Origin of the sequence: Frankia sp. QA3 (assembly GCF_000262465.1) — a bacterium.
Lineage (GTDB): Bacteria > Actinomycetota > Actinomycetes > Frankiales > Frankiaceae > Frankia.
This window is the reverse complement of record NZ_CM001489.1, coordinates 7,561,532-7,587,518: the sequence shown is the minus strand read 5'-3', so window position 1 is coordinate 7,587,518 and position 25,987 is coordinate 7,561,532. Positions and strand designations below refer to the sequence as shown.

Genomic DNA, 25,987 nt, shown 5'->3' with positions numbered 1-25,987 from the left:
CCGGCGCGGGCCGTCAGCCGCGCAGGGGCAGCTCCGGGTGGGCGGTGTCGTCCAGCACCCGCTCGATGCGGGCCGCCACCTCGTCGGGGGTGCCCGCGCCGTCGACCGTGCGCAGCAGGCCGCTGCGGCCGTAGTAGCGGCGCAGCGGCGCGGTCTCCTCGGCGAAGACCTTCAGCCGGCGGCGCGCGGTGTCGTCGGCGTCGTCGACGCGGTCCTCGGTGTGCGCGCGGCGCCGGATGCGGTCGAGCACCTCGTCGATGTCGACGTCGAGGTCGACGACCGCGTCGAGGGGTCCGCAGCTCGCGGCGAGCATCCGGTCGAGCGCCTCCGCCTGCGGGTAGGTGCGGGGGAAGCCGTCGAGCAGGAAACCGACCTCGCAGTCCACGCCGCCGGCGAGCCGCTCGGCGACCATGTCCAGGACGATCTCGTCGGGCACGAGCTCGCCGGCGCGGACGTACCGCTCGGCGCGCCGGCCCAGCTGCGTGCCCGCGGCGATCTGCCGGTCGAACAGCTGGCCGGTGGAGATCGCGGGGATGCCATGCCGGGCGCTGATGCGCGCACCCTGCGTTCCCTTGCCGGAGCCAGGGGGACCGAGCAGCACGAGCCTCATATGACAGGACGGTACCGCCACCAGCGCCCACGCCCACCATGGATCTCGGTCAATCGGGGCAGATCCGGCAGGGAGCAAGGCACATCACAGCGAATTGTCACCCGACGCGAACATCCGGCGCATGCGGCAGCACCCCGAGGCCGGCCAGGACCGGCCACGACGGCCGCTCCACTCAGGGGCGGCCGTCACCGTCAGCGACGAGTCGGGGTGATCGGCTCCGGCAGGTCGGTACGGCCCATGAGGTAGCGGTCGACCGCGGCAGCCGCCGCCCGCCCCTCCGAGATCGCCCAGACGATCAGCGACTGGCCACGGCCCATGTCCCCGGCGACGAACACGCCGGGCACCGACGACGACCAGCCGGCGTCGCGGGCGACGTTGCCCCGGGCGTCGAGCTCGACGCCGAGATCGGTCAGCAGGCCGGGCCGCTCCGGCCCGGTGAAGCCCATGGCCAGCAGCACCAGCTCGCAGGGCAGCTCGACGTCGGTGCCCTCGACCTTCTCGAACTTCCCGCCGGCGAAGCGGACCTCGTGCATGCGCAGCGCCCGGACGTTGCCCTCGTCGTCACCGAGGAACCGCTCGGTGTTGACGGCGAAGACCCGCTCGCCGCCCTCCTCGTGCGCGCTGGAGACCCGGTAGACGATCGGGTACGACGGCCACGGGTTGGCCGGCGCCCGCAGCTCCGGCGGCCGCGGCATGATCTCCAACTGGTGCACCGACGCCGCGCCCTGCCGGTGCGAGGTGCCCAGGCAGTCCGCACCGGTGTCGCCGCCGCCGATGATGACGACCCGCTTGCCCGTCGCCGAGATCGGCGAGGTCTCCAGGTCGCCCTGGGCGACCCGGTTCGCCGGCACGAGGAACTCCATGGCCAGGTGGATGCCGCCGAGCTCGCGGCCGGGGACCGGCAGGTCGCGGCCGACCGTCGAGCCGCCCGCGAGCACGACCGCGTCATAGGAGGAACGCAGCTCGTCGGCGGAGATGTCGACCCCGACATTGCAGGAGGTGACGAACGAGGTGCCCTCGGCCTGCATCTGGGCGAGCCGCTGGTCGACGACCTTCTTCTCCATCTTGAACTCGGGAATGCCATAACGCAGCAGCCCGCCGATCCGGTCCGCCCGCTCGTACACGACGACGTCATGCCCCGCGCGGGTGAGCTGCTGGGCGGCGGCGAGCCCGGCCGGCCCGGAGCCGACGACCGCGACCCGCCGCCCGGTGCGCACCGACGGCGGCACCGGGACGACGGTGCCGTCCGCCCAGGCCCGGTCGATGATGCTGACCTCGACCTGCTTGATGGTCACCGGGTCGTCCCCGATGCCCAGCACACAGGCCGCCTCGCACGGCGCGGGGCACAGCCGGCCGGTGAACTCGGGGAAGTTGTTCGTCGCGTGCAGCCGCTCGATGGCGTCGGTCCAGTCCCCGCGCCGGGTCAGGTCGTTCCACTCGGGGATGATGTTCCCCAGCGGGCAGCCGTTGTGGCAGAACGGGATGCCGCAGTCCATGCACCGGCCGGCCTGCTCGCGCAGGTGCTCCTCGGGAAAGGGCTGGTAGACCTCCCGCCAGTCCTGGAGGCGGAGGTCGACCGGCCGGCGCTTCGGCAGCTCCCGGCGGTGCTTGAGGAAGCCTGTCGGGTCAGCCATGACACTCCTGTCGGATCCGTCCGGGCCGCCCGGCCCCGTTGACGATCAGCTTCTCCGCGGCCCGCCGGCCGCCGCGCGCCGTGCGCCGGTCAGACACGACTCGCCGCCATGATCACATCTTCGGCGACGAGGCCCTGCTCCTCGGCCTGCCGGATCGCGGCGAGCACCCGCTTGTAGTCGCGCGGCATGACCTTGCGGAACGCGCCGCGCACGTTCTCCCAGTCGGCGTGCAGGCGCGCGGCCACCGTCGAGCCGGTCTCCCGGCGGTGGCGGACGAGCAGGTCGCGCACGACCGCCTCGTCGGCGGCCTCCAGGTCCTCGATGTCGACCATCTCGGTGTTGATGCGGGCTTCGACCGGGTCGTACAGGTAGGCCACGCCGCCGCTCATGCCGGCGGCGAAGTTACGCCCGATCGAGCCGAGGACCAGCACCGTTCCGCCGGTCATGTACTCGCAGCCGTGATCGCCGACGCCCTCGACGACCGCGGTCGCCCCGGAGTTGCGCACGCAGAACCGCTCACCGACGATCCCGCGGAAGAACGCCTCCCCCGCCGTCGCCCCGTAGAGCAGGACGTTGCCGGCGACGATGTTCTCCTCGGCACGCAGCGGCGACTCCTTCGGCGGGAACACGAAGATCTTGCCACCGGACAGGCCCTTGCCGGTGTAGTCGTTCACGTCGCCCTCGAGGGTCAGCGTCATGCCCCGGGGGGCGAAGGCGCCGAAGCTCTGCCCGGCGGACCCGGTGAAGCGCAGCTGGATCGTGTCGTCGGGCAGCCCGGCCGCGCCGTACCGCTTCGTCACCTCGTAGCCGAGCATCGTGCCGACGGTGCGGTTGACGTTGCGGATCGGCATCTCCAGCCACACCGGCCGACCGTCGTCGAGCGCCCCCTCGCAGAGCTGGATCAGCGAGTTGTCCAGCGCCTTGTCCAGCCCGTGGTCCTGGCTGGAGGTGCAGTTCAGCGAGCCCCCGAACGGCCGCTCGGGAGTGTGCAGCAGCGGGGTGATGTCGAGCCCGGAGGCCTTCCAGTGCTCGATCGCCGCGCGGGCGTCGAGCAGGTCGACGCGGCCGACGGCCTCCTGCAGGGTCCGGAAGCCCAGCGCCGCGAGGTAGGCGCGGACCTCCTCGGCGATGAAGGTGAAGAACGCCTCGACGAACTCCGGCTTGCCGGTGAACCGCTCCCGCAGCGCCGGGTTCTGGGTGGCCACCCCGACCGGACAGGTGTCCAGGTGACAGACGCGCATCATCACGCAGCCGGCGACGACGAGCGGCGCGGTGGCGAACCCGAACTCCTCGGCGCCGAGCAGCGCGCCGACGACGACGTCGCGGCCGGTCTTGAGCTGGCCGTCGACCTGCACGACGATCCGGTCGCGCAGCCCGTTGAGCAGCAGCGTCTGCTGGGTCTCGGCCAGGCCCAGCTCCCAGGGGGCGCCGGCGTGCTTGAGCGAGGTCAGCGGGGACGCGCCGGTGCCGCCGTCGTGCCCGGAGATCAGCACCACGTCGGCGTGCGCCTTGGAGACCCCGGCGGCGACCGTGCCGACGCCGACCTCGGCGACCAGCTTGACGTGCACCCGCGCCTTCGGGTTGGCGTTCTTCAGGTCGTGGATGAGCTGGGCGAGGTCCTCGATCGAGTAGATGTCGTGGTGCGGCGGCGGGGAGATCAGCCCCACGCCGGGCGTGGAGTGGCGGGTCTTCGCAATCCACGGGTAGACCTTGTGGCCCGGCAACTGGCCACCCTCGCCGGGCTTCGCCCCCTGCGCCATCTTGATCTGGATGTCGTCGGCGTTGGCGAGGTACTCGCTGGTCACGCCGAACCGGCCGCTGGCGACCTGCTTGACCGCCGAGCGGCGCAGGTCCCCGTTGGCGTCGGGAACGAAGCGGCGAGCGTCCTCGCCGCCCTCGCCGGTGTTCGACTTGCCGCCGAGCCGGTTCATCGCGATCGCCAGCGTCTCGTGCGCCTCCGCGCTGATCGACCCGTAGGACATGGCGCCGGTCGCGAACCGCTTGACGATCTCCGAGACCGGTTCGACCTCGTCGATCGGCACCGGCGAGCGCACCCCGGTACGCAGCTCGAACAGCCCGCGCAGCGTCGCGTTCTCCCGGGACAGGCCGTCGACCTTGTCGGTGTACTCCTGGAAGACGTCGTACTGGCGGGTCCGGGTGGCGTGCTGGAGCAGGAAGACGGTCTCCGGGTTGAACAGGTGGACCTCGCCCTCGCGCCGCCACTGGTACTCGCCGCCGACCTCCAGGCCGCGGTGGGCGAGCTCCGAGGCGACCCGCGGGTGCGCACGGCGGTGCCGGGCGGCGACCTCGTCGGCGATCACGTCCAGCCCGACGCCGTCCAGGCGCGAGGGGGTGCCGACGAAGTAGGCGTCGACCAGCTCCTGGGACAGCCCGATCGCCTCGAAGACCTGGGCGCCGGTGTAGCTGGCGACGGTGGAGATGCCCATCTTGGACATCACCTTCAGCACGCCCTTGCCGAGCGCCTTGATCAGGTTCTTCTCGGCCTGCTCCCGGGAGACGTCGGTGATCTCGCCCTCGGCGAGGAGGGTGTCGATCGACTCGAACGCCAGGTACGGGTTGACCGCCGCGGCGCCGTAGCCGGTGAGCAGGGCGATGTGGTGCACCTCACGGGCATCGCCGCACTCGACGATGAGGCCGACCTTCGTCCGGGTCCGCTCCCGGATCAGGTGGTGGTGCACGGCCGCGGTGAGCAGCAGCGACGGGATCGGCGCCTTGCGCTCGTCGGAGTCGCGGTCGGAGAGCACGACGATGCGCGCCCCGTCGGCGATGGCCTCGCTGACCCCGGCGCAGATCTCCTCCAGGCGGGCCGCGAGCGCCGCCCCGCCGCCGTCGACGTCGTAGAGGCCGCGCACGGTCACCGAGGCGAAGCCGGGCATGTCGCCGTCGTCGTTGATACCGATGATCTTCGAGAGCTGACCGCTGGAGATCACCGGGTAGGGCAGGTGCACCATCCGGCACGACGCCGGCGACGGCGCGAGCAGGTTGCCCTCCGGGCCCAGGGTGCGCCCGAGGCTGGTGACCAGCTCCTCCCGGATCGCGTCCAGCGGCGGGTTGGTGACCTGCGCGAACAGCTGGGTGAAGTAGTCGAACAGCAGCCGAGGACGGCTGGAGAGCACGGCGACGGGGGTGTCGGTGCCCATCGAGCCGATCGGCTCGGCGCCGGCACGCGCCATCGGCGCGACCAGGACGCGCAGCTCCTCCTCGGTGTAGCCGAACACCTGCTGGCGGCGCAGCACCGAGGAGTGGCCGTAGATGACCTGCTCGCGTTCGGGCAGGTCGTCCAGCGAGATCAGCCCGGCGTGCAGCCACTCGGCGTAGGGGGCGGCGCTCGCCAGCTCCGACTTGATCTCCTCGTCGCTGACGATGCGCTTCTGCGCGGTGTCGACGAGGAACATCCGGCCCGGCTGCAGCCGGCCCTTCTGGACGATCTTGTGCGGCGGGATGTCGAGCACGCCGACCTCGGAGGCCATCACGACCAGCCCGTCGTCGGTCACCCAGTAGCGCGACGGGCGCAGGCCGTTGCGGTCCAGCACCGCGCCGATGACCGTGCCGTCGGTGAACGCGATCGACGCCGGGCCGTCCCAGGGCTCCATCAGCGTGGAGTGGAACTCGTAGAAGGCCCGCAGCGCCGGATCCATCTCGGCGTGGTTCTCCCACGCCTCGGGGATCATCATCAGCACGGAGTGCGGCAGGCTGCGCCCGCCGAGGTGCAGCAGCTCCAGCACCTCGTCGAAGCTCGCCGAGTCGCTCGCGCCGTCCGCGCAGATCGGGAACAGCCGGGCCAGGTCGCCGGGGATGAGGTCGCTGGCCAGCAGCGCCTCGCGGGCCCGCATCCAGTTCCGGTTGCCCCGGACGGTGTTGATCTCACCGTTGTGCGCGACGAACCGGTAGGGGTGCGCCAGCGGCCAGCTCGGGAACGTGTTCGTCGAGAAGCGGCTGTGCACGAGCGCGATGGCGCTGGCGAACCGCGGGTCGTCGAGGTCCGGGAAGTACGCCGAGAGCTGGTGGGTGGTCAGCATCCCCTTGTAGACCAGCGTCCGCGACGACAGCGACGCCATGTAGACGCCCGTCTCCCGCCGGATCCGCTTGCGCACACAGAACGCCCGGCGCTCCAGGTCACCCACGTCGAAACCGTCGTCCGCACCGCCCTGCGCCGGCCCCTGCGCGTTCGCCGCGCCCTTCGCCGCCGCGCCGGACAGGCTGCCGGGCAGCGCGAGGAAGAGCTGGCGCATCCGCGGCTCCACCTCGCGGGCCGCGTGCCCGACGATGTGGCTGACCGTCGGCACCTCGCGCCAGCCCAGCACCCGCAGGCCCTCCTGGCGGACGATGCGGCTGATCGTGCGCACCGCGTCGTCGCGCTCCCCCGCGACCTGCGGCAGGAAGGCGATGCCGACCGCGTACCGCCCGGGGGCGGGCAGGGCGAAGTCGACCACGTCGCGCAGGAACAGGTCCGGGACCTGGACCAGGATGCCGGCTCCGTCGCCGGTGTCCGGGTCGCTGCCCGACGCGCCTCGGTGGTCGAGGTTGCGCAGCACTGTCAGGCCCTGGTCGACCAGTTCATGGCTGCGTCGGCCGTGCACGTCGACGACGAAGCCGACACCACAGGCGTCGTGTTCGAAGGTGGGGTCGTAAAGACCTTGCGCACTCGGCATCCGGCGAAGTCCTGTCCATCTTCAGGGGCTGAAGGAGGTGCGGACGACGCTGTCCGAGGTGGAACGGCGGCATGACGGCGCTGGCCCAGCGTCGGCTGCCTCCTGTCGAGTGTGCCACGCGCCGCGTCGATGCGCCGTGATCATATATGTCCAGGAGATCACGGCCGTATAACGTCACATTTCCGGGCATGACCTCGGGTGGCCCGAGTAGTGCGGCCGGCCGGCGCCGCGGGCCCACGGGCGCCGCGCGGTGCGGCCTGCGAACGCTCAGGTCGCGGGCGGTCCCTCGGCCCGAGCCGTCCCGGACGGCACCGCCCCCGCCCCGGTTTCGGCCCCGGTGACCGGCTCGGCAGCCGCGGCTCGGGAGGCGCCGGCTCGGGAGGCGCCGGCTTGGGAGGCGCCGGCTTGGGAGGCGCCATCGATGTCACCGGCGCCGCCTTCGGTTGCGGTGGCGCCGGTGGCATCAGTGGCGTCGGCGGGGTCGGCGGCGGGCCGGGCTGCCCCGGCGGGCTCGCCGCCGGCGTCGGCGGGCTGGCGCCGGGGACGCTCCTGGACCAGGCCCAGCGCCCGCTGCTCCTCCAGGGACACGTCCGGATCCACCGGCCGGCGCACGACCAGCAGCGCCACCACGGCGCCGATGCAGACGATCGCGGAGGTCCAGATATTCACACGCAGGCCAAGGATCTCGTCCGCGGTGTCGATGCGCAGCATCTCGATCCACAACCGGCCGAACGTGTAGAGCGCGACGTACAGGGCGAACAGCCGGCCGCGGCCGAGCCGGTGGCGCCGGTCGACGAACAGCAGGATGCCGGCCACGACGAGGTTCCACAGGAACTCGTAGAGGAACGTCGGCTGGTACGTCGCCACCCCCGGGTCGACCCGGTGCCCGGGGTCGATGCGCACCGCCCAGGGCAGCGTGCTGGGCTTGCCGTACAGCTCCTGGTTGAACCAGTTGCCCCAGCGGCCGATGGCCTGCGCGAGGATGATCCCGGGCGCGGCGGCGTCGGCGAACAGGGCGAGGCTGATCCCGAGGCGCCGGGCGGCGAGCCAGGCTCCGAGCGCGCCGCCGGCGATGGCCCCCCAGATCCCCAGCCCGCCGTTCCAGATCTTCACCACGTCGGCGACGTGCCCGTTCTCACCGAAGTAGGCGTCCGGGGTGCTGAGGACGTGATAGATCCGCGCGCCGACGATCCCGAAGGGGACGGCCCAGTAGGCGATCTCCCCGGCGATCGTCGGATCCATGCCCCGGGCGCGCAACCTGCGCCCGGTGACGACGACGGCGACCACAATGCCGATGATGATCATCAGGGCGTAGGCGCGCAGCGGCACCGGCCCGAGATGCACCACACCGCGGGAGGGGCTGGGGATGGCGGCGAATACCACGGTCGTCAGGCTATCCCGCGGGCCGGGGCGACCAGGTGGGGGGCGGTGGCGCCACTCCGGAACGACGCCGTGGCCCGCCGCGTGGCCGGTTGCGGGCCTGGCCCGCGGCCCGATGCCGGCGGGGCGAGCCCGAGCGGTCGCGGCGGCTCAGGCTACCCCGCGGCCGCCGCGGGTGCCGGCGGCTCCGGGCTGGTCGAGTCGAGGCCCGCGGGACGGGTGCGGCGGATCCGGGGTTGCTCAGGCCGAGGCCGGGACGGGGGCACGCACCCCTTCGGCGAGCTCCGCGGCGAGCCTGCCGATGCCGTCGAGGGCGGCGGCGTCACCCACGCCCGAGCGCTGCGCGTCCACCAGGACCTTGACCAGCGCCGAGCCGACGATGACCCCGTCGGCGAAGCCGGCGACCTCGGCGGCCTGCGCGCCGGTGCTCACCCCCAGACCGACCGCGACCGGCAGCTCGGTGGTGGCCCGCACGCGGGCGACCAGGTCGGCGGCGTGCGTGCCGACCGAGGCCCGGGTGCCGGTGACGCCCATCAGGGAGGCGGCGTAGACGAACCCGCGGGAGATCCCGGCGACCAGCCGGATCCGGGCGTCCGACGAGCTCGGCGCGACGAGGAACACCGGGTCCAGGCCGTGCTCCGCACTCGCCGCGAGCCACGGGGCCGCCTCCTCGGGCGGCAGGTCCGGGGTGATCGCCCCCGCCCCGCCGGCCGCGGCGAGGTCGGCGGCGAAGCGCGCCGGGCCGTAGCGGTCGATCGGGTTCCAGTAGGTCATGACCAGGGTGGGCGCGCCGGTGGCGGCCACCGCCTCGACGGTGCGCAGCACGTCCGCGGTCGTCACCCCGCCGCGCAGCGCCGCGTCGGCGGCGTCCTGGATCACCGGCCCGTCCATGGTCGGGTCCGAGTAGGGCAGGCCCACCTCGACGACGTCGACGCCCGCCGCGACCATCGCCCGCATGGCCGCGATCCCGCCGTCGACCGTCGGGTAGCCGGCCGGCAGGTAGCCGACCAGCAGGGATCGGCCCTCCTCGCGGGCGGCCGTGAAACGTTCGTCCAACCGACTCTGCACCGTGCTGCGTCCGTTCCGTCGGGCCCGAGGGCTGCCTGTGCGCCGGCGTCAGCCGCGCGGGTCCACGTCGACGGCGGCGCCCGCGTCGTCGAGCAGGCCGAACCAGCGGGCCGCCGTGTCGACGTCCTTGTCGCCGCGACCGGAGCAGTTGACCACGACGGTCGCGTCCGGGCCGAGCTCGCGGGCGACGTCGAGGGCACCGGCGAAGGCGTGCGCGCTCTCGATCGCGACCAGGATGCCCTCCGTGCGGGCGACCAGCGCGAGCGCCGCCATCGCCGCGGCGTCGTCGACGACGCGGTAGCTCGCCCGGCCGGTCTCGTGCAGCAGCGCGTGCTCGGGGCCGATGCCCGGGTAGTCCAGGCCGGCGGAGATCGAGTGGGACACCTGCGTCTGGCCGAACTCGTCCTGCAGCAGGAACGTCCGCATGCCGTGCAGCACGCCCGAGGAGCCGCCGGCGATCGCCGCCGCGTGCCGGCCGGTGGCGACGCCGTCCCCACCGGCCTCGCAGCCGATCAGAGCGACGCCGGTGTCGGGGATGAACGGGTGGAAGATGCCCATCGCGTTGGAGCCGCCACCGACGCAGGCGACGACCGCGTCGGGCAGCCGGCCGGTGCGGTCGAGCACCTGGGCCCGGGCCTCCACACCGATGATCCGCTGGAAGTCGCGGACCATCATCGGGAACGGATGCGGGCCCATCACCGAACCGATGCAGTAATGGGTGTGCTCGACGGTGGCGACCCAGTCGCGCATCGCCTCGTTGATGGCGTCCTTGAGGGTGCGGCTGCCGGAGGCGACCGGGACGACCTCGGCGCCGAGCAGGCGCATCCGGGCGACGTTGAGGGCCTGCCGGCGGGTGTCCTCCTCGCCCATGTAGACGACGCAGTCCAGGCCGAGCAGGGCGCTGGCGGTGGCGGTGGCCACCCCGTGCTGGCCGGCGCCGGTCTCGGCGATGACCCGGGTCTTGCCCATCCGCTTGGTCAGCAGACACTGGCCGAGCACATTGTTGATCTTATGTGAGCCGGTGTGGGCCAGGTCCTCGCGCTTGAGCAGGATGCGGGCGCCGCCGACGTGCTCGGTGAGCCGATGCGCGTCGGTGAGCGGCGTGGGACGGCCGGCGTAGGTGGCGAGCAGTCCGTCGAGCTCGGCGATGAAGCCCTCGTCGGCCCGAGCCTGGTCGTAGGCCTCGGTCAGCTCGTCGAGGGCCGCCATGAGCGCCTCGGGCACGAACCGCCCGCCGAACCGGCCGAAGTGCCCCGCGGGATCGGGAAACGCCTGCCAGTTCTCCGCCTGCGCCCGGACAGCGCCGGCCTCGGCGGACGGCGTCGCGGACACGGCCTCGGCAGGAGCTGGCTGGGCAGCGGTTCGGGTGGCCACAGTGCGACTGTATCGGTCCGCACCGACAGGGCCGCCGGACCCGCCGGTGCCCCGCCCGCTAGCGGGCGACTCTGGCCGCCGGATGCGCCCCGGCGGCCACGAGGTCGGCGATGGTCTGGCGGGGATCTCCGGTCACCGCCGCCTCGCCGACCAGGACCGCGTCGGCCCCCGCGGCCGCGTAGGCGAGCAGGTCGCGCGGCCCGCGCACGCCGGACTCGGCCACCATGAGCACGCCGGGGGGCACCATCGGCGCGAGCCGGGCGAACGTGGCGCGGTCGATCTCCAGGGTGCGCAGATCTCGGGCGTTCACGCCGATCAGCCGGGCGTCGGCGTCCAGCGCGCGGCCGAGCTCCGCCTCGTCGTGCACCTCGACGAGCGCGGTCATGCCCAGCGACTCGATCCGCTCGCGCAGGCCGACCAGCCGGGGCTGGTCCAGCGCGGCGACGATGAGCAGCACGATGTCCGCCCCGTGCGCGCGCGCCTCGAAGACCTGGTAGGGCGAGACGATGAAGTCCTTGCGCAGCAGCGGGACGTCCACCGCGCGGCGCACGGCGTCGAGGTCGGCGAGCGACCCGCCGAAGCGGCGTCCCTCGGTGAGCACGCTGATGGCGGCGGCGCCGCCGGCCTCGTAGTCGAGGGCGAGGGCCGCGGGATCGGCGATGGCCGCCAGCTCCCCCTTCGACGGGGAACGGCGCTTGACCTCGGCGATCACCGATACCGGGGAGTTACGGAACACGGCGAGCGCGTCCCTGGGGTCGGGGACGCGCTCCACGCGCTGCTTGAGGTCGGCGAGGGGGGTCTGCTGCTCGCGGGCGGCCAGGTCGGCCCTGACCCCGTCGAGGATCTCGGCGAGGACGCTCATCGACCCGCGCTCGCGGCTGTCGCGGTCATGCCGCCGATGGTAGGCCAGGCCCGGCGACCGAGCCCGAGGCCCCCACAACTTGCTACGGACAACAACGCTAAGTAACCAACAGTCGGGCAACGATCACCCGCCTCGCGGCCGGCGGTGGCGCCGGGCCGCGCCGCGCCGTCGGCGTGGCGGGCTGGCCGCGGACGCCTTCGATCATCTATAGTCGAACACGCGTTCGACATCGAGGGAGTTCTCATGGACACTCGCCGCACTTCCATTCCGCTGATCTCCGGCTTTGCCCTGGTCTCCGGCTCGGCCTCGCCGCCCCCGCCGCGTGGGGCGGCTCCCGGCGGGCCGACGTCGGCCCGCGCCCGCGCCGAGGGCTGTGACCCGGACGGCCCGACGGCCGGACTGGAGTGGGCGGAGCAGCTCGACGCGCTCGCCCACTGCCTGGCGCGGATGGACGCGCTCATGGCGATGCTGGAGGCCGACCTCGACCGCCATACTCGGGTACTCGCGGCGCTGGCCGACCCGCTGCCGGAGCTCGCGCCCGTCGCCATCCCGCCGGATCCCGATCTTCCGCCGTATCCCGATCTGCCGAATGGTGCCGGCGGATCCGGCCGCGGCGGGCTTCGATGATCAGGTGGGGTCGTGGCCCCGCTCGATCGCGTCCCAGGCGTCTACCGGCCTGGCTTCGCGGGCCTGGTAGCGGCCGGACATCCCCGGCCAGGATCGGCCACGCAGGACGGCGAGAACACCGGCGGCGGTGAGCAGCACCCCACCCAGCATCGCCAGCCATGGCGCGGCCGTTCGGTGCACGCCGGTGATGGCGGCCCGCCCGCCGGGGGCGAACTGGCGGACCTGGTCGGTGTCACGAAGGGCGGGCAGCGGATCGAAGCCGACGTGCCCCGCCACGTAGGCGATGCCGATCCCGGCGGCGACGGCCAGCAGGCCGACGATCGGGCGGCCGATCCGCCGGGTGGCCACGATCGCGACCGCGGCGGCGAGGCCGACCAGGGCGAGCGCGGTCGCCGCCGAGGCGAGGTCGCCGCCGGTCCAGTGCACGGCGAGCGGTGCGGCGACGGCGGTGGCGTCCCGCTCGCCACGGGGGGTGCCGACCCGGGCGGAGACCCACGTCGCCCCGCTGCACACCAGGACCAGACCCGCACCGAGCAGGCAGCCGAGCACGGCGAGCACCCGTTCCCGGCGCCCGCGGCGGTCCGCCCGCGCCGCGCGGGGATCGTCGACGGCGGCCGTCGGGGAATCCGCCGGCAGGCCGGTGCTCCCGGCCGGGGGGGAACCGCCGGCGGGGCGAGCGGGCGGGCCAGCGCTCATGCCGGGGGCCGCAGTGACTCGGCGACCTCGATCGCGCGCAGGACCGCCGCTGCCTTCGTGCGGCTCTCCAGGTCCTCGGCGTCGGGATCGGAATCGGCGACGATCCCGGCGCCGGCCTGGACGTAGGCCACACCGTCGCGCAGCACCGTGGTGCGGATCGCGATAGCGGTATCCAGGTCGCCGCCGAAGTCCAGATAGCCGACCACGCCCCCGTACAGACCGCGGCGCGTGGGCTCCAGCTCGTCGATGACCTCCATGGCGCGCACCTTCGGCGCCCCGGAGAGCGTGCCCGCCGGGAACGTCGCGGTGAGCACGTCGACGGCGCTGCGCTCCGGTGCCACCTCACCGATCACCGTGGAGACGATATGCATGATGTGCGAGAACCGTTCGACGGCGGCGAACTCGACGACCCGCACCGAACCGGGCACGCAGACCCGGCCGAGATCGTTGCGGACCAGATCGACGAGCATCACGTGCTCCGAGCGCTCCTTCGGATCGGCGAGCAGCTGCGCCGCGAGCTCCGCGTCACGTTCCGGCGTCGCGCCCCGGGGGCGGCTGCCCGCGATGGGATGCAGCAGCGCCCGTCGCCCGGTGACCTTGACGTGCGCCTCCGGCGAGGAGCCGACGACGTCGTGGTCGCCGAACCGCAGCAGGTACATGTACGGGCTCGGGTTGGTCGTGCGCAGCACCCGGTAGACGTCGAGGGGATCGGCGGCCGTCGCCCGCTCGAAGCGCTGGGAGACCACGATCTGGAAGCACTCCCCGGCGCGGATCTCCTCGATGGCCCGCTCGACCGCGGCCTGGAAGGCGCCGGGCGGCGTGGCGGAGACGAAGTCGCCGATCCCGGCGGCCGCCCCGCTGGTCGTCGCCACCGTCGGTTCGCTCCACTTCGCCAGGTCGCTGGTCATCGCGTCCAGCCTGGCCACCGCGTCGTCGTACAGGGCGTCCAGGTCCGGGCGGGTGGCCTCGGCCGGATCTCCGCCCGAGCCGGCCGAGGCGCCGGTGAAGACGTTGGCGACCAGCAGGCACGAGCCGTCCGCGTGGTCGAGGACGGCGAGGTCCGTGGTGAGCAGCATCCGCAGCTCGGGCAGGCCGAGATCGTCGACGGCGTGCGAGGGCAGCCGTTCGATGCGGCGCACGATGTCGTAGCCGAGGTAGCCGACGAGCCCGCCCATCAGCGGCGGGGAGTCCGGATCGTTCGCGGCGCGCAGGGAGCGTTCCACCGCGCGCAGAATGTCCAGCGGGTCGCCCTCGGTCGGCACCCCGGGCGGTGGCGTGCCGGCCCAGACCGCGCGGCCGTCGCGTTCGGTCAGCGTCGCCGCCGCCCGCACCCCGACGAACGAGTACCGCGACCACACCCCGCCGTGCTCGGCGGACTCGAGCAGGAACGTGCCCGGCCCCCCGGCGAGCTTGCGGTAGATCCCGACCGGGGTCTCCCCGTCGGCGAGCAGCCGGCGGGTGACGGCGACGACCGGATGGGCGGTGGCGGCGGCGTGGAAGGCGGCCCGGTCGGGGGTGATCCGCCCGGTCGTCATCGAGCCGGCCCGGCGTCGGCCGCGACGCCCGGGTTACCCGCGCGCGCGGGCAGCGGATCGGCGTCGAAGCAGGTCCGGGTGCCGGTGTGGCAGGCAGGGCCGACCTGGTCCACCCGGAGCAGGATGGCGTCGCCGTCGCAGTCGAGGGCGACCGAGCGGACCCACTGCTGGTGGCCGGAGGTGTCGCCCTTGACCCAGTACTCCCCGCGGCTGCGGCTCCAGTACGTGGCCCGCCCGGTGGTCAGCGTGCGATGCAGCGCCTCGTCGTCCATCCACCCGAGCATCAGCACCTCGCCGGTGTCGTGCTGCTGGGCGACGGCCGGGAACAGACCGGCGTCGTTGCGACGCAGGCGGCTGGCGATGGCGGGATCCAGAGCGGATGGACGTACGGTCACGGCTCCATTCTGCTCGTTCGCGCCGGCGGATCGAGGCGGGCGTCCACCGACCCGGCCGGCGCCGCCGGGGTCCCCACCGCCGGACCCATTGCGACCGCCCCGACACCCGCCGCCCAGGACTGGTGCAGGCGGCGGTAGACCCCGGGCACGGCGACCAACGCGCGGTGATGGCCCCGCTGCACGATGCGCCCGGCGTCCACGACGACGACGTCCTGCGCCGCCTGCGCCGTCGACAGCCGGTGCGCGATCGTCACCGAGGTGCGGTCCCGGGTCAGTTCGGCCAGCGCGGCCGCCAGGCGCACCTCGGTCTCGGGGTCCACCGCGGAGGTCGCCTCGTCCAGGACCAGCAGGTCCGGATCGGCCAGCCGGGCACGGGCCAGCGCGACGAGCTGCCGCTCACCGGCGGACAGCCGCGACCCGCCCTCCCCCACCCGGGTCGCCAGCCCCGCCGGCAGCCCGGCGAGCCAGTCGGCGAGGCCGAGCACCTCGAAGGCGGCGCGGACGGCCGCGTCGTCGGCGCCGGGGCGGCCGTAGCGGACGTTGTCGGCGATCGTGAGGTCGAACAGGAAGCCGTCCTGCGGCACGAGCAGGACCCGCCCGCGCAGCGAGGCGAAGCGCACCTCGGGCAGCGGCACCCCGCCGATGCGCACGGTGCCCGTGGTCGGATCCATCAGCCGGGTGAGCAGCTTGGCCAGGGTCGTCTTGCCGGATCCGGTCTCGCCGACCACCGCAACCCGCGTGCGCGGGGCGATCTCCAGGTCGACATCGCGCAGCACCGGTGGGCCGTCGGGGTAGGCGAACCCGACCCCGTCGAACCGGACCCCCAACGGTCCGGCCGGCAGGTCCCGGCCGGCCACGGCCGCGGCGGGCCCGCCGCGGCCGGGAGCCGTTGCGCCGCCGGAGCGGGGCACGGGCAGCCGCCCCACGGTCCGACCGAGCGCGGGGTCGCGGACGTCGGTCGGGATGTCCAGGACGTCGAGTACCCGGCGCAGACCGGCCAGCGCGTTGGCCGCGTCGTTGAGCACCTCGGTCATCGACTGGATCGGCATGACGAACAGGGTCATCAGGAACAGGAAGGCGATCAGCCGCCCGGTGCTCAGCGAGCCGGCGACGCCGAGCGCCACTCCCACCGTGACGACCGCGGCGGTGGCGAGCGCGGCGACCAGCTCGCTGAGCGAGAAGACTCCGGCGACGACCCGCTGGGCCTCGATCTGAGCGGACCGGTAGCGGCCGATGGTCCGGTCGATGCGCAGCCCGGTGCGCTCCTGGACGCCGTAGGCGCGCACGACCGGGGCGCCGACGACCGCCTCGGACACGGCGCCCAGCAGCTCGCCGACCCGTTCGCGGACGATCGCGTACCGGCCGGCGAGCCGGCGCTGCACCAGCCGGGTCACGACGAGCAGGGGGACGAAGAACGCGTACACGAGGAGGGTCAGCGGCCACGAGTAGACGCCCATCAGCACGGTGGCGAGCAGCATCTGGCCGGTCGAGACCAGCAGCATCACCCCGCCGAACTGGAGGAACTGTGACATCTGGTCGACGTCGCTGGTCACCCGGGAGGTCAGCGAGCCGCGGCGCTGGGCGGACTGGCTGAGCATCGACAGGTCGTGGATGTGCCGGAAGGCGTGCACCCGCAGGGTGGCGAGGGTGCCCTCGGACAGGCGGTAGAGCCGCAGGTTCATCCGGTAGGTGGCGACGGTGGTGAGCACGATGACGACCGCGGCCGCGCCGACGGCCACGGCGACCAGGCCGAGATCGACACCGTCGTCGGTGAGCCCGCGGTCGAGGGTCTGCTGCACGACCACCGGGATGACGACCTTTCCCGTGGTCGCCACCAAAGCGAGCGCGAGCGTGCCGAGCAGGCCCCTCGTCAGTTCGGGAGACAGCGCGCGCAGGCGGCGGAACGTCGCCGCGAGCGTGGGCTGGGGCCCCCGAGGCGCCGCCGGAGGCCCGGGGATCGGCTGCTCGGGGGCCGGCTGCTCGGGGGCCGGCTGCTCGGGGGCCGGCTGCTCGGAGGCCTGGGACCCGCGAGTCGGGGAGACCGGGGTCGTCACGGGGCCGCCTCCGGTTCGAGCTCCCGGACGGGCTCGGGGACCGTGGCGTCGGGGACCGTGGCGTCCGGGGCTGCCGGCTCGGGATCCGGGAGGGCGTCGGCCGCACGGGCGGCCGCCTCGTAGGCGGTGAGCAGGGCGGCGTAGCGCGGGGAGGAGGCGAGCAGCTCCTCGTGCCGACCGCGGCCGATGAGCCGGCCGGCGTCGAGGTGGATCACCTCGTCGGCCAGCGCGATCGTGGAGCGACGCTGGGCGACGACCACGACCGTCGAGGCGCCCGCGCGCTCCCGCAGGTCGGCGAGGATCGCCGCCTCCACTCGGGGGTCGACGCTGGCGGTGGCGTCGTCGAGCACGAGCAGCCGCGGGGCACGCACGAGCGCGCGGGCCAGGCCGACACGTTGCCGCTGGCCGCCGGACAGGGAGGTCCCGCGCTCGCCGACCATGGTGTCGAGGCCGTCTGGCAGGGCGGCGACGAAGCCGTCGGCCTGCGCGCGGCGCAAGGCGGCCCAGACCTCGTCGTCGGTGGCATCCATGCCGAGGGTGACGTTGGCCCGCACGGTGTCGTCGAAGAGAAACGCCTGCTGGGAAACGACGGCGACGGCTCGACTCACCTCGCCGGCGGCGAGTTCGCGCAGGTCGACGCCGTCGAGCCGCACCGTGCCGGCCTGCGGTTCGACGAGCCGGGCGAGCAGGTTCACCAGAGTGGACTTACCGGCGCCGGTGCGGCCGGTGATCGCGACGATGCTGCCCGCGGCCACCTCGAAGCTCACCGCGTCCACCACCGGCCGCGCGGGCGGATCGCCGGGGCTCGTGGGCTCCGTCGGTTCGCCGGCCGGAGCGCGGCTCGGGTCGCCGGTCGGATCGGCGGTCGGATCGGCGGTCGGGTAGGCGTAGGTGACGGCGTCGAGACGCAGCGACGCCGGGCCCGCCGCGGTCAGCGTGCGCGGGCCGTACTCCTCGTGCCCCCGGGCCCGCAACACCGCGTCGACCCGCTCGTAGCCGACGACCTCCCGCGGCAGGTCGCCGAACACCCAGCCGAACGCCCGCAGCGGGAAGGCCAGCAGGGTGAACAGGTAGGCGACCCGGACGAGCTGCCCGACGTCCATCTCCCCCGCGTCGATGCGGACCGCGCCGACCAGCAGCACCAGCAGGATCCCCAGGTTCGGCAGGGCCTCCATCACGGGATCGAACAGGCCCCGCAACCGGCCGGCGTGGATCATCGCGTCGCGAAGCTGCTCGGCGCGGACGGCGAAGCGGGCGGTCTCGTCGGCCTCCCGGCCGAGGGTCTTGACGACGAGGGCGCCGTCGAACGACTCGTGCGCCACCGCGCTGACCTCCCCGCGCAGCTGCTGCGCCCGGGAGTACAGCGGCCACACCCGCCGGCCGTACCAGACGTTGAGCACGCCGAACGTCGGGAAGATCACGAAACCGATCAGTGCCAGCACCGGATCGGTGACCACCAGCAGCACCAGCGCCACCACGAGCATGACGAGGGCGCCCAGCGCGAACGGCAGCGGCAGGACCGGGGCCCAGGCGGCCTCGACGTCGGCGTTGGCGTTGGACAGCAACGTGCCGGTGGAGTGCCGCTGATGCCAGGACAGCGGCAGCCGCAGGTACTGGCGGGTCACCGCGTGCCGGTGCCGCGCCTGCAGCCGGAACACGACCGTGCCGCCGGCGAGCCGGCGCAGGAACATCCCGAGCGCCCGGGCGAGGCCGACGAGGCTGAGTGCCGCCGCGGCCAGGGCGACCGCCGACCAGTCGGCGTGCCCCCGCCGGATCGCCGGGATCACCACCCGGTCCGTGGCCTCGCCGAGCACGAGGGAGCTGGCCACCCCCGTCAGCGTGAACAGGCAGCCACCGGCCGTGGCCAGTGCAAACAGGCGGGGCTCGCCGCGGATGCCCCGCCAGAGGTTCGCGAAGCCGTGGCCGATGACCCCGGGTTGTCGCCCCGGCTCCGCCGCACGCTCCGACATCGTCACCCTCCGTCAACACGTCACGGCAGTGGCGTCGGCGGAGTGGCGGCGGTCAGCGCACGGGAACGCCCGTGTCCCGCAGGGCCGCCTTCACCTCGCCGATGCGCAGCTGTCCGAAATGGAACACGCTGGCCGCGAGCACCGCGTCCGCGCCCGCGCCGACCGCCGGCGCGAAATGAGCGAGGTCACCGGCCCCGCCGCTGGCGATCACCGGCACATCGACCTCGGCGCGCACGGCGGAGATCATCTCCAGATCGTATCCGTCCCGGGTGCCGTCGGCGTCCATCGAATTGAGCAGGATCTCGCCGGCGCCGAGCTCGACCACCCGCGCCGTCCAGCCGACCGCGTCGATCCCGGTCCCCCGACGACCACCATGCGTAGTCACCTCGAACCGGGGGCCGGCCGGGTCCGGGCAGCGCCGGGCGTCCACCGAGATCACGATGCACTGGTTGCCGAACCGGTGGGCACACTCGCGGACCAGTTCGGGGCGGGCCACCGCGGCCGTGTTGATCCCCACCTTGTCGGCCCCGGCGCGCAGCAGCCGGTTGACGTCGTCGGCGGAACGGACCCCGCCCCCCACGGTGAGCGGGATGAACACCTGCTCGGCGGTGCGCCGGACGATGTCGTACGTGGTCTCCCGGTCGCCGCTCGACGCGGTGATGTCGAGGAACGTCAGCTCGTCGGCGCCCTCGGCGTCGTAGAGCCGGGCCATCTCGACCGGATCCCCGGCGTCGCGCAGATCGGTGAAGTTCACGCCCTTCACCACCCGGCCGCCGTCGACGTCGAGGCAGGGGATCACCCGGACCGCGACGCTCACCCCGCCACCCCCGCCCGCGGGTTTCCGTGCCTTTCCAGAGGCTTCGGCGTCCGATTCGTCCCTCGGGAAAGGCGGGGTTCCGGCGTCGGGAGGGTCACGGGGCCACGACCGTCGAGGTGACGGCGAGGGCCTCGGGGAGGGTGAAGGCGCCCGCGTAGAGGGCCTTGCCGACGATCGCTCCCTCGACGCCGGGCACCGCGGCGATCGCCACGAGGTCGGCGAGGGAGGACACCCCCCCGCTGGCCACGACCGGGCGGTCGGTCGCCGCGGTCACCGACCGCAGCAGCTCGACGTTCGGGCCGGTCAGCGTGCCGTCGCGGCGCACGTCAGTCACCACGTAGCGGGCGCAGCCGTCGGCGTCGAGGCGGGCGAGCACCTCGAACAGCTCGCCGCCGTCCTGGGTCCAGCCACGGGCGGACAGCGTCGTGCCGCGCACGTCGAGCCCGACGGCGATCCGGTCGCCCACCCGGTCGATCGCCCGGCGCACCCAGTCGGGATCCTCCAGGGCGGCCGTGCCGATGTTGACCCGCGCCGCGCCGGTGGCCAGCGCCGCGTCGAGGGAGTCATCGTCGCGGATGCCGCCGGAGAGCTCCACGGCCACGTCGACCGACCGGACGACCTCGGCGATCAGCTCGCGGTTCGAGCCGCGGCCGAACGCGGCGTCGAGGTCGACGAGATGGATCCACTCGGCGCCGTCACGCTGCCAGGCCAGCGCCGCGGCGAGCGGATCACCGTACGAGGTCTCGGAACCGGCCTCGCCCTGGACGAGGCGGACGGCCCGCCCGTCGGCCACGTCGACGGCAGGCAGCAGAGTAAGCGTCACACCGGCCACCCTACGGCCACCGCGCGACGGTCCGAGATCACGGCCGCCGGCACCGCGCCGGGTCGAGGTCAGCCGCGTCGTGGCCGATCCATTCCCACACCAGTTCGTCGATCGAGAGCCGGGTGTAGCCGCGGCGCTCGAGGGCCCGCGCGTAGGTGCTCTTGCCGGAGCCGGACAGGCCGCACATCATCACGACGAGGCCGCGTTCCGTGAGGTCCGGCAGAAGATCCGCATCGTCCACGAGGCGTGGTTAACAGCGTGGCCGCCGGCGTTCACCCACGGATGATCACCAACGACGTGTCGCCGTCGTCGTGATGTGGACCGGTCCACGACGACGGCGACACGTGTGCGGCGATCACCTGGGTCGAGTAGGTCCCCAGAAGCTGTGCGGGCTCGGGACGGTGCCGAGGGACGCCGTTCTGATCCGGATGGGCCGGTCATGGCCTGCCCCGCGGTCAGCCCCGATCCACGGCCGCCGAGACAGGTACCCCCGATGCCGTCGGCGCGGGCGGCGGCGTTTGCCAGTCGTCGATCGGCTTGTTCGGGAGCTCCTTGCGGATGGCCGGCGCGATGTCGGTGGCAAAGATCTCCAGGGTGGCCCGATAGTCCTCCGGAGTGAGTGCCTCCGCGTCGACGTGAATGTGCAGGAGATCGTGCTGGAAGGTCTCATGCTGCGCCAGCACGATCTCGATCACCTGTTGCGTACTGCCGACGAGTGCCGAGGTCTTGGCGATGTAGTCCTCGACCGTGGTGATCCCGAGCCGGTCGAGGGCCGCGTGCTCGTAGCGGCGGTTGTAGACCTGGCGCCGATCGAAGACCGGCGTGAACTTCCGGACCGCCTCCTGGCTCGTCGCCGCGGCGTGGAAGCCTCCCGTACCGACGCCCACCAGCGCGCGCTGCGGGTCGTGGCCGTGGAAGGCGAACCGCTCCCGGTAGTACCGCACGCTTTCGAGATACCGGCCCACGGCGGCGGTCCCGATCGAGGTGAACAGCGGGTCGCCGTGCCGGGCGGCGAAGTCGGCGCTGGCCAGGTTCGTGTTGGCTCCGTGCCAGATCCGCACCTCGGGCCGCCCTGGCCGAGGCAGGGCGGTCACCCGCTCCAGCGGCGGCCGGAACCGGCCTTCCCAGGTCACCTCGGTCTCGTTCCACAACCGGCGGAAGACCTCGTAGTTCTCGCGCAGCCGGTCCCACTGGTCGTCCGGGGTCACACCGAAGATCCGATGGGTCTCCGCGTAGCCACCCTTGCCGATGACGAGGTCCAGGCGCCCGTCGGCGAGATGGTCCAGCGTCGAATAGTCCTCGAAGGCGCGGAGCGGGTCGTGCAGGCCGAGAGTGGAGACCGTCGTGAGCAGCTGGATCGTGCTGGTACGGGCCGCGGCGTTGGCCAGAATGACGGCCGGCGACGAACCGGCGATCAGGCCGTCGTGCCGCTCGCCGATTCCGTAGGCGTCGAACCCGAGCTGCTCGGCGAGGACGGCCTGGTCGACCAGGTCCGCGAGCTGCTGGCGCGCCGACTTGCGCTCGTGCGGGACGTAGGGCAGGAGGAGGAACTTCATCTGTCATCTCCCAGGGATGGGCGGGCTGATGTCACCGGTGGGCGCGCTGATCAGGACAGCCAGGTGTCGCGGAGTGCCTCCGCGTCCGCGACGAGCCGGCGAGAGCCAGGGCGCTGCGGGGCCTTGCGGGCAAGGCGCGGATCGAGCAACGGATATGCGAGGTCGACCAGCAGGTTCGTGGTGACGAACACCAGCGCGCTGAGCCCCACCAGGCCCTGAACCACCGGCAGGTCCTGCTTGCTCACCGCGAGCGTCGCGATCCGGCCGAGCCCGGGGCGGGAGAAGACCGTCTCCACGACCACCGCGCCGGACATCAGCCCGCCGACGAGCAGCCCCACCATGGTCAGCGCGGGTAGCGCGGCGTTGCGCAGCACGTGCCGCAGGTGCGTCCGCTGGCGACTCGCCCCCTTGGCCCGCCCGGTCTGGACGTAGTAGGCGCGCAGCTCGGTCTCCAGGCTCCTGGCCAGCAGCTGGGCGGTCACCGCCACGACGGGCAGCGCGAGGGTGACCGCGGGCAGCACGGCGGAACGCCAGCCGTGGTTGCCCAGCGCGGGGAAGACGTGCCACCGGAACGCGAGCACCTGCAACAGCAGCAGGCCCACCCAGAACGAGGGGACCGCGACGCCCAGCGGGGGGATGGCCAGCAGAGTCTGGCGCAGCCAGGGCCGCCTGACGTAGGTCGCGGCCAGCGCGAGGGCGCCGCCGCCCAGGACGCCGAGCACCAGGCCAAGACTGGTGATCTGCAGCGTCTGCCCCAGCGCGTGGGCGATCAGCCTCAGCACGTCCTGGCCGCTCTGCATCGAGTGGCCGAAGTCCCCGTGCAGCGCGCGGCCCAGGCGGGTGAGGTACTGCCCGATGATCGGCCCATCCAGGCCGTATTCGGCGCGGACAGCGTCGAGCTCCTCCGGGCTGAGGTTGGACATCGGTCCGGCCATCACGTCCACCGGATCGCTCGGCAGGACGTAGAACACGACGAAGGACAGGGTGAACGCGGCCCAGACCACGAAGACGGCCTGACCCACCCTAAGCAGCAGGTAGCGAATCACGCTACGGCGACCTCGATCCTCGACACGTGGCCCTCTCTTCTGCCCGCCAGAACGAACCCGCTCGGCGTGGATGGGAACCAGCTTGCAGGGCGGCCGATGAACCCGGAAGACTGCACTTTGACATGCGTTATGTACTTTGAGGTGCGTATTGACAAAGGAGGCCGGCTCGTGAGTGAAGTGGACGTCGCATCGGACGCGCCAGCGGTCGTCGGCGGAGGAGTCTGCGCGACGGAGCAGGACGCCCAGTCGGTCCGTGAGCTGTTCCGCCGCGTCGGCGACAAATGGTCGCTCAACGTCGTCGTGGAACTCTCCCCCGGTCCTGTGCGGTTCATGGTCCTGCTACAGCGGATCGACGGGATCTCGCATCGTCTGCTCGCCAAGACACTGAAAAGTCTCGAACGCGACGGGCTTGTTACCAGGGTGGCCTACCCCGAGGTGCCGCCGCGGGTGGAATACGCCCTCTCACCGCTCGGCGAGTCGCTCCTCGAGCCGGTCGTCGCGCTTGCCGGCTGGGCGGAACGCCACCGCGCCGAGGTCGACGTGCACCGCGCCAGCTACGACATGCGCCAGCCGCCGGCGCCGTCCGAGTCGTCGCCGCCGACGTCGGCGGCAGCGGTGTCAGCACCGGCGAACGGCCTGCCGGTCCGGCGCTCCCTTGTTGATCGACTCTGAGAGATCTCGGCGCCTTGCCCGGGCACACCGTGGGATCAGGAAGCCAGAAAGGCGTCGATCTCAGCGCCTGCCCTGAATCTTGATCGTTTCAGCTGTCGGTTTTGGTTCGAGGTGTCCAGCGTGGGACTGGGGTACGGCGGGCGAGTCGGCGGGTCATGGTGCGGACCATCGCCCAGTGGATGAAGGTCGCGGAGGTTGCGGAGTCGCGTTCGTAGTCGCGGGCGAGGCGGCGATGTGCGGTGATCCAGGCGGATGTCCTACCGCCGCCTCGCCCGCGACCATGAAGCCCGTCCCACCCGCTCCGAAGCCATGATCCACCTTGCAATGATCGATCTCATGGCCCGACGCGCCACCGGCGAATCAACCCCAACCTGGCGGGGAACATGAATCCGAACCAAACGAAATCTGCGGGATCGAACGCCCATTCAGCGACATCGCGCCCTCGGTGTCCGCCCGCCGGCGCGCCTCGGCCGGGCCGGTCACGCCGACATGATCAGAGCGTCTCGCGCCGAGGGTACCGGGGATGGGTCTCCCGCATCCACGCACGGAACCGCCGGAGCCGCTCCTGGTGATTCGCCTTCCGGGGCTTCGCAGCATCCGTGCACGGGCTTGGTTCGGGGGCACCGCACTTCGGGCACGTGACGAGCCTGGCCAGTGACGCCGGCTCCGCGGATCGGTGGGCAGCTCGGCGAGTATGGATCGACAGCCGGCGTGCTGCGCGCCGCGCCGGCCGGATGTGGCGTCACCCCGGGGCGACGCCGGTCAATCGCACCTAGGGTACGGCCATGGGCCGTTCAGGTAGTCAAACATGGCGTTCCAGCTGTAGTACGAGCTCGCCGTGTCGGATTGGCATGCTATGAAGCTGTACATGAAACCACCCGGGTCACGGTAGTCGGAGCGATTGGTGAAGAGTGTGCTATGGAAGACCAAAAACACCATCTCCACATCGCCACTGTCATCCCAGTACACGGCTTTCGGCCCCTGGCCGTCCGTGATGCCGACATCCGCCAGGTTCGCGAGAGCCGGCCATACGTCAGTCACACCCAAAGGACGGTCCCAAGGCTCCATTGGCAGCATATCTCCGCTGCTCGAATCGAGCAGGACGACCCGGTTTCCCGCGATGAAGAGGTAGAAGTCGCCGGAGGCCGTGGCACAGGAGATGCCGTTGGCCCACTGCTCTTTCTCTTCCTCGCCGAACTCTCCGCTGTCGATCCGGCCGAGCCCCCTCCAGGTATCCGTCAATTTCGACGGCGACCAGGTGACCGAGGTTCCGTTACCGTCCGTTCGCACGCAGTAGGTGTCGTTGAACAGCCACCACATCCCAGTGCGGGGGACGAAGGTGCAGGTATCCAGCCCACTGTCGAACTGCTTGTAGTCCTTGAGGCAGGGCCATCCATAGGTGTCCCTGAAATCCTGCGGATTAGTGTGCATGGAGTTCCCGTCATACCCCGTGGAGAAGTAGACCGACGACACGGACTCGTCCGGATTCGAATTGGTGGCCGTGAAAGCCCAACGGTTCTTGTAGAGGTTGATGGAGTTCACGGTCCACCACCGCAGGCCGTTCACCGGGTCCGGAGGGTTCCATCCTCCCGGCGGGACGTAGCCCTCGTCCGGCACCGGCATCACGGCAGGATCGGGAATCCACCCCTCCAGCTTGACCCTTCCGTCCGACACCTGGGCCGACACCGCCTTGATCGACTCCACCTCAACATCAATATACGCCTTAACCGCTTCGAAGAGCGGCGCGAGCTCCTCGAGCCCCTCCATGGCCGCTTTCAGGAACTGATCGAAGAGCTTCTCCATGCCGCCGAGCCAGACGACCGCCTGCTTGCTCAAGTGAATGGCATAATAGAGGCCACTCACTTCGCAATAGACGTCTCCACTGATGTCGGCCTTGCCGATGTTGGTCGCCCCGGTGCGCGAGCGGTGCGCGAGCGTTCCGTCAACCGGTTGATGGGGAAGCGGCAAGGTGACTCCTCCTGTCAGGACCGTCGGCCAAAAGGTAGGAGATCAAGCGGCTCGGCGATGGGCGTTCGAGAACTTATGTCCATCTAGGTGATGGGATGCTCTGGTCTAGTATGCAATCAGCGCCCGCTCTTCCTCGACGCGCACGAACCGAGCGGCACGTCGCAGGCCTTGCTGGGCACGAGGACGCACGTGTCGAGCAGCGGGGAGACACCTTGTTCAGCCATCAG

The 25,987-nt window shown here is 72.3% G+C and carries 20 protein-coding genes and 2 pseudogenes; 3 read left to right on the top strand and 19 right to left on the bottom strand.

Annotated elements, in window-relative coordinates; translation table 11 throughout:
- Positions 1–13: 13 nt before the first annotated feature.
- The 7 genes from FRAQA3DRAFT_RS31060 to trpC form a co-directional block, all read right to left on the bottom strand.
- Positions 14–610, bottom strand: a complete 597-nt coding sequence (locus FRAQA3DRAFT_RS31060) for an adenylate kinase (protein ID WP_009743024.1) — start codon at positions 608–610, stop codon at positions 14–16.
- A 191-nt stretch (positions 611–801) separates the two neighbouring features.
- Positions 802–2,244, bottom strand: a complete 1,443-nt coding sequence (locus FRAQA3DRAFT_RS31055; RefSeq protein WP_009743023.1) for a glutamate synthase subunit beta — start codon at positions 2,242–2,244, stop codon at positions 802–804.
- Positions 2,245–2,333: 89 nt separating this feature from the next.
- On the bottom strand, positions 2,334–6,917 hold the full coding sequence (gene gltB, locus FRAQA3DRAFT_RS31050) for a glutamate synthase large subunit (protein WP_009743022.1): 4,584 nt from the start codon (positions 6,915–6,917) through the stop codon (positions 2,334–2,336).
- 267 nt (positions 6,918–7,184) lie between these two features.
- The gene (gene lgt, locus FRAQA3DRAFT_RS31045; RefSeq protein ID WP_009743021.1) at positions 7,185–8,300 is read right to left on the bottom strand and encodes a prolipoprotein diacylglyceryl transferase; all 1,116 of its coding nucleotides are present in this window, start codon (positions 8,298–8,300) and stop codon (positions 7,185–7,187) included.
- 237 nt (positions 8,301–8,537) lie between these two features.
- On the bottom strand, positions 8,538–9,365 hold the full coding sequence (trpA, locus tag FRAQA3DRAFT_RS31040) for a tryptophan synthase subunit alpha (protein ID WP_009743020.1): 828 nt from the start codon (positions 9,363–9,365) through the stop codon (positions 8,538–8,540).
- 48 nt (positions 9,366–9,413) lie between these two features.
- Positions 9,414–10,697, bottom strand: coding sequence for a tryptophan synthase subunit beta (trpB, locus tag FRAQA3DRAFT_RS31035; RefSeq protein ID WP_009743019.1), 1,284 nt, complete (start codon positions 10,695–10,697; stop codon positions 9,414–9,416).
- Between the two features lie 100 nt (positions 10,698–10,797).
- On the bottom strand, positions 10,798–11,601 hold the full coding sequence (gene trpC, locus FRAQA3DRAFT_RS31030; RefSeq protein WP_009743018.1) for an indole-3-glycerol phosphate synthase TrpC: 804 nt from the start codon (positions 11,599–11,601) through the stop codon (positions 10,798–10,800).
- Between the two features lie 243 nt (positions 11,602–11,844).
- Here trpC and FRAQA3DRAFT_RS31025 point away from each other — a divergent pair, with 243 nt between their 5' ends.
- A complete protein-coding gene (locus tag FRAQA3DRAFT_RS31025) occupies positions 11,845–12,228 on the top strand; it encodes a hypothetical protein (RefSeq protein ID WP_009743017.1) in 384 nt (127 codons plus the stop codon).
- On the opposite strand, the gene FRAQA3DRAFT_RS31020 is transcribed toward FRAQA3DRAFT_RS31025, so the two are convergent.
- From FRAQA3DRAFT_RS31020 to FRAQA3DRAFT_RS30975, 10 genes are all read right to left on the bottom strand, one after another.
- Positions 12,229–12,924 (bottom strand): Trp biosynthesis-associated membrane protein, encoded by a 696-nt coding sequence (locus FRAQA3DRAFT_RS31020; protein WP_009743016.1) that lies wholly within the window; start codon positions 12,922–12,924, stop codon positions 12,229–12,231. It lies immediately after the preceding gene.
- Positions 12,921–14,459: an anthranilate synthase component I gene (locus FRAQA3DRAFT_RS31015; RefSeq protein ID WP_009743015.1), complete on the bottom strand. Its 1,539-nt coding sequence runs from the start codon at positions 14,457–14,459 to the stop codon at positions 12,921–12,923. Before FRAQA3DRAFT_RS31015 ends, FRAQA3DRAFT_RS31020 begins: the two co-directional genes overlap by 4 nt.
- Entirely contained in the window at positions 14,456–14,854 is a 399-nt protein-coding gene (gene hisI / locus FRAQA3DRAFT_RS31010) for a phosphoribosyl-AMP cyclohydrolase (protein ID WP_009743014.1), read from the bottom strand. Before hisI ends, FRAQA3DRAFT_RS31015 begins: the two co-directional genes overlap by 4 nt.
- A complete protein-coding gene (locus tag FRAQA3DRAFT_RS31005; RefSeq protein WP_009743013.1) occupies positions 14,851–16,908 on the bottom strand; it encodes an ABC transporter ATP-binding protein in 2,058 nt (685 codons plus the stop codon). Before FRAQA3DRAFT_RS31005 ends, hisI begins: the two co-directional genes overlap by 4 nt.
- The gene (locus tag FRAQA3DRAFT_RS31000; protein ID WP_009743012.1) at positions 16,905–18,878 is read right to left on the bottom strand and encodes an ABC transporter ATP-binding protein; all 1,974 of its coding nucleotides are present in this window, start codon (positions 18,876–18,878) and stop codon (positions 16,905–16,907) included. Before FRAQA3DRAFT_RS31000 ends, FRAQA3DRAFT_RS31005 begins: the two co-directional genes overlap by 4 nt.
- 52 nt (positions 18,879–18,930) lie before the next feature.
- A complete protein-coding gene (gene hisF / locus FRAQA3DRAFT_RS30995; RefSeq protein WP_009743011.1) occupies positions 18,931–19,695 on the bottom strand; it encodes an imidazole glycerol phosphate synthase subunit HisF in 765 nt (254 codons plus the stop codon).
- Positions 19,696–19,789: 94 nt separating this feature from the next.
- Entirely contained in the window at positions 19,790–20,518 is a 729-nt protein-coding gene (gene priA, locus FRAQA3DRAFT_RS30990) for a bifunctional 1-(5-phosphoribosyl)-5-((5-phosphoribosylamino)methylideneamino)imidazole-4-carboxamide isomerase/phosphoribosylanthranilate isomerase PriA (RefSeq protein WP_035923875.1), read from the bottom strand.
- Positions 20,519–20,555: 37 nt separating this feature from the next.
- Positions 20,556–20,759 (bottom strand): AAA family ATPase, encoded by a 204-nt coding sequence (locus FRAQA3DRAFT_RS30985; protein WP_009743009.1) that lies wholly within the window; start codon positions 20,757–20,759, stop codon positions 20,556–20,558.
- Positions 20,760–20,973: 214 nt separating this feature from the next.
- The gene (locus FRAQA3DRAFT_RS30980; protein WP_009743008.1) at positions 20,974–22,074 is read right to left on the bottom strand and encodes an LLM class flavin-dependent oxidoreductase; all 1,101 of its coding nucleotides are present in this window, start codon (positions 22,072–22,074) and stop codon (positions 20,974–20,976) included.
- Between the two features lie 50 nt (positions 22,075–22,124).
- Entirely contained in the window at positions 22,125–23,120 is a 996-nt protein-coding gene (locus FRAQA3DRAFT_RS30975) for an ABC transporter permease (RefSeq protein WP_009743007.1), read from the bottom strand.
- A gap of 168 nt (positions 23,121–23,288) precedes the next feature.
- On the opposite strand from FRAQA3DRAFT_RS30975, the gene FRAQA3DRAFT_RS30970 reads away from it, so the two are divergent.
- Positions 23,289–23,792 (top strand): helix-turn-helix domain-containing protein, encoded by a 504-nt coding sequence (locus tag FRAQA3DRAFT_RS30970; RefSeq protein WP_009743006.1) that lies wholly within the window; start codon positions 23,289–23,291, stop codon positions 23,790–23,792.
- A gap of 88 nt (positions 23,793–23,880) precedes the next feature.
- On the opposite strand, the pseudogene FRAQA3DRAFT_RS35610 reads toward FRAQA3DRAFT_RS30970, so the two are convergent.
- Positions 23,881–24,051, bottom strand: a pseudogene (locus FRAQA3DRAFT_RS35610) (IS5/IS1182 family transposase); the annotation flags it as partial.
- Here FRAQA3DRAFT_RS35610 and FRAQA3DRAFT_RS37930 point away from each other — a divergent pair.
- A pseudogene (locus tag FRAQA3DRAFT_RS37930) lies at positions 24,045–24,179 on the top strand (IS5/IS1182 family transposase); the annotation flags it as partial. The pseudogenes FRAQA3DRAFT_RS35610 and FRAQA3DRAFT_RS37930 overlap by 7 nt on opposite strands.
- Before the next feature lie 375 nt (positions 24,180–24,554).
- Here the strand turns inward: FRAQA3DRAFT_RS37930 and FRAQA3DRAFT_RS30965 are convergent.
- Positions 24,555–25,760: a hypothetical protein gene (locus tag FRAQA3DRAFT_RS30965; RefSeq protein ID WP_009743005.1), complete on the bottom strand. Its 1,206-nt coding sequence runs from the start codon at positions 25,758–25,760 to the stop codon at positions 24,555–24,557.
- Positions 25,761–25,987: the final 227 nt, after the last annotated feature.

What these genes read in the sequence shown, in the direction of transcription:
- FRAQA3DRAFT_RS31055 (WP_009743023.1), bottom strand. Translation starts at nt 2,244, where the DNA reads ATGGCTGACCCGACAGGCTTCCTCAAGCACCGCCGGGAGCTGCCGAAG.
- FRAQA3DRAFT_RS31020 (WP_009743016.1), bottom strand. Translation starts at nt 12,924, where the DNA reads ATGAGCGCTGGCCCGCCCGCTCGCCCCGCCGGCGGTTCCCCCCCGGCC.
- trpC (WP_009743018.1), bottom strand. Translation starts at nt 11,601, where the DNA reads ATGAGCGTCCTCGCCGAGATCCTCGACGGGGTCAGGGCCGACCTGGCC.
- FRAQA3DRAFT_RS31015 (WP_009743015.1), bottom strand. Translation starts at nt 14,459, where the DNA reads ATGACGACCGGGCGGATCACCCCCGACCGGGCCGCCTTCCACGCCGCC.
- FRAQA3DRAFT_RS31025 (WP_009743017.1), top strand. Translation starts at nt 11,845, where the DNA reads ATGGACACTCGCCGCACTTCCATTCCGCTGATCTCCGGCTTTGCCCTG.
- FRAQA3DRAFT_RS31000 (WP_009743012.1), bottom strand. Translation starts at nt 18,878, where the DNA reads ATGTCGGAGCGTGCGGCGGAGCCGGGGCGACAACCCGGGGTCATCGGC.
- FRAQA3DRAFT_RS30980 (WP_009743008.1), bottom strand. Translation starts at nt 22,074, where the DNA reads ATGAAGTTCCTCCTCCTGCCCTACGTCCCGCACGAGCGCAAGTCGGCG.
- FRAQA3DRAFT_RS31060 (WP_009743024.1), bottom strand. Translation starts at nt 610, where the DNA reads ATGAGGCTCGTGCTGCTCGGTCCCCCTGGCTCCGGCAAGGGAACGCAG.
- gltB (WP_009743022.1), bottom strand. Translation starts at nt 6,917, where the DNA reads ATGCCGAGTGCGCAAGGTCTTTACGACCCCACCTTCGAACACGACGCC.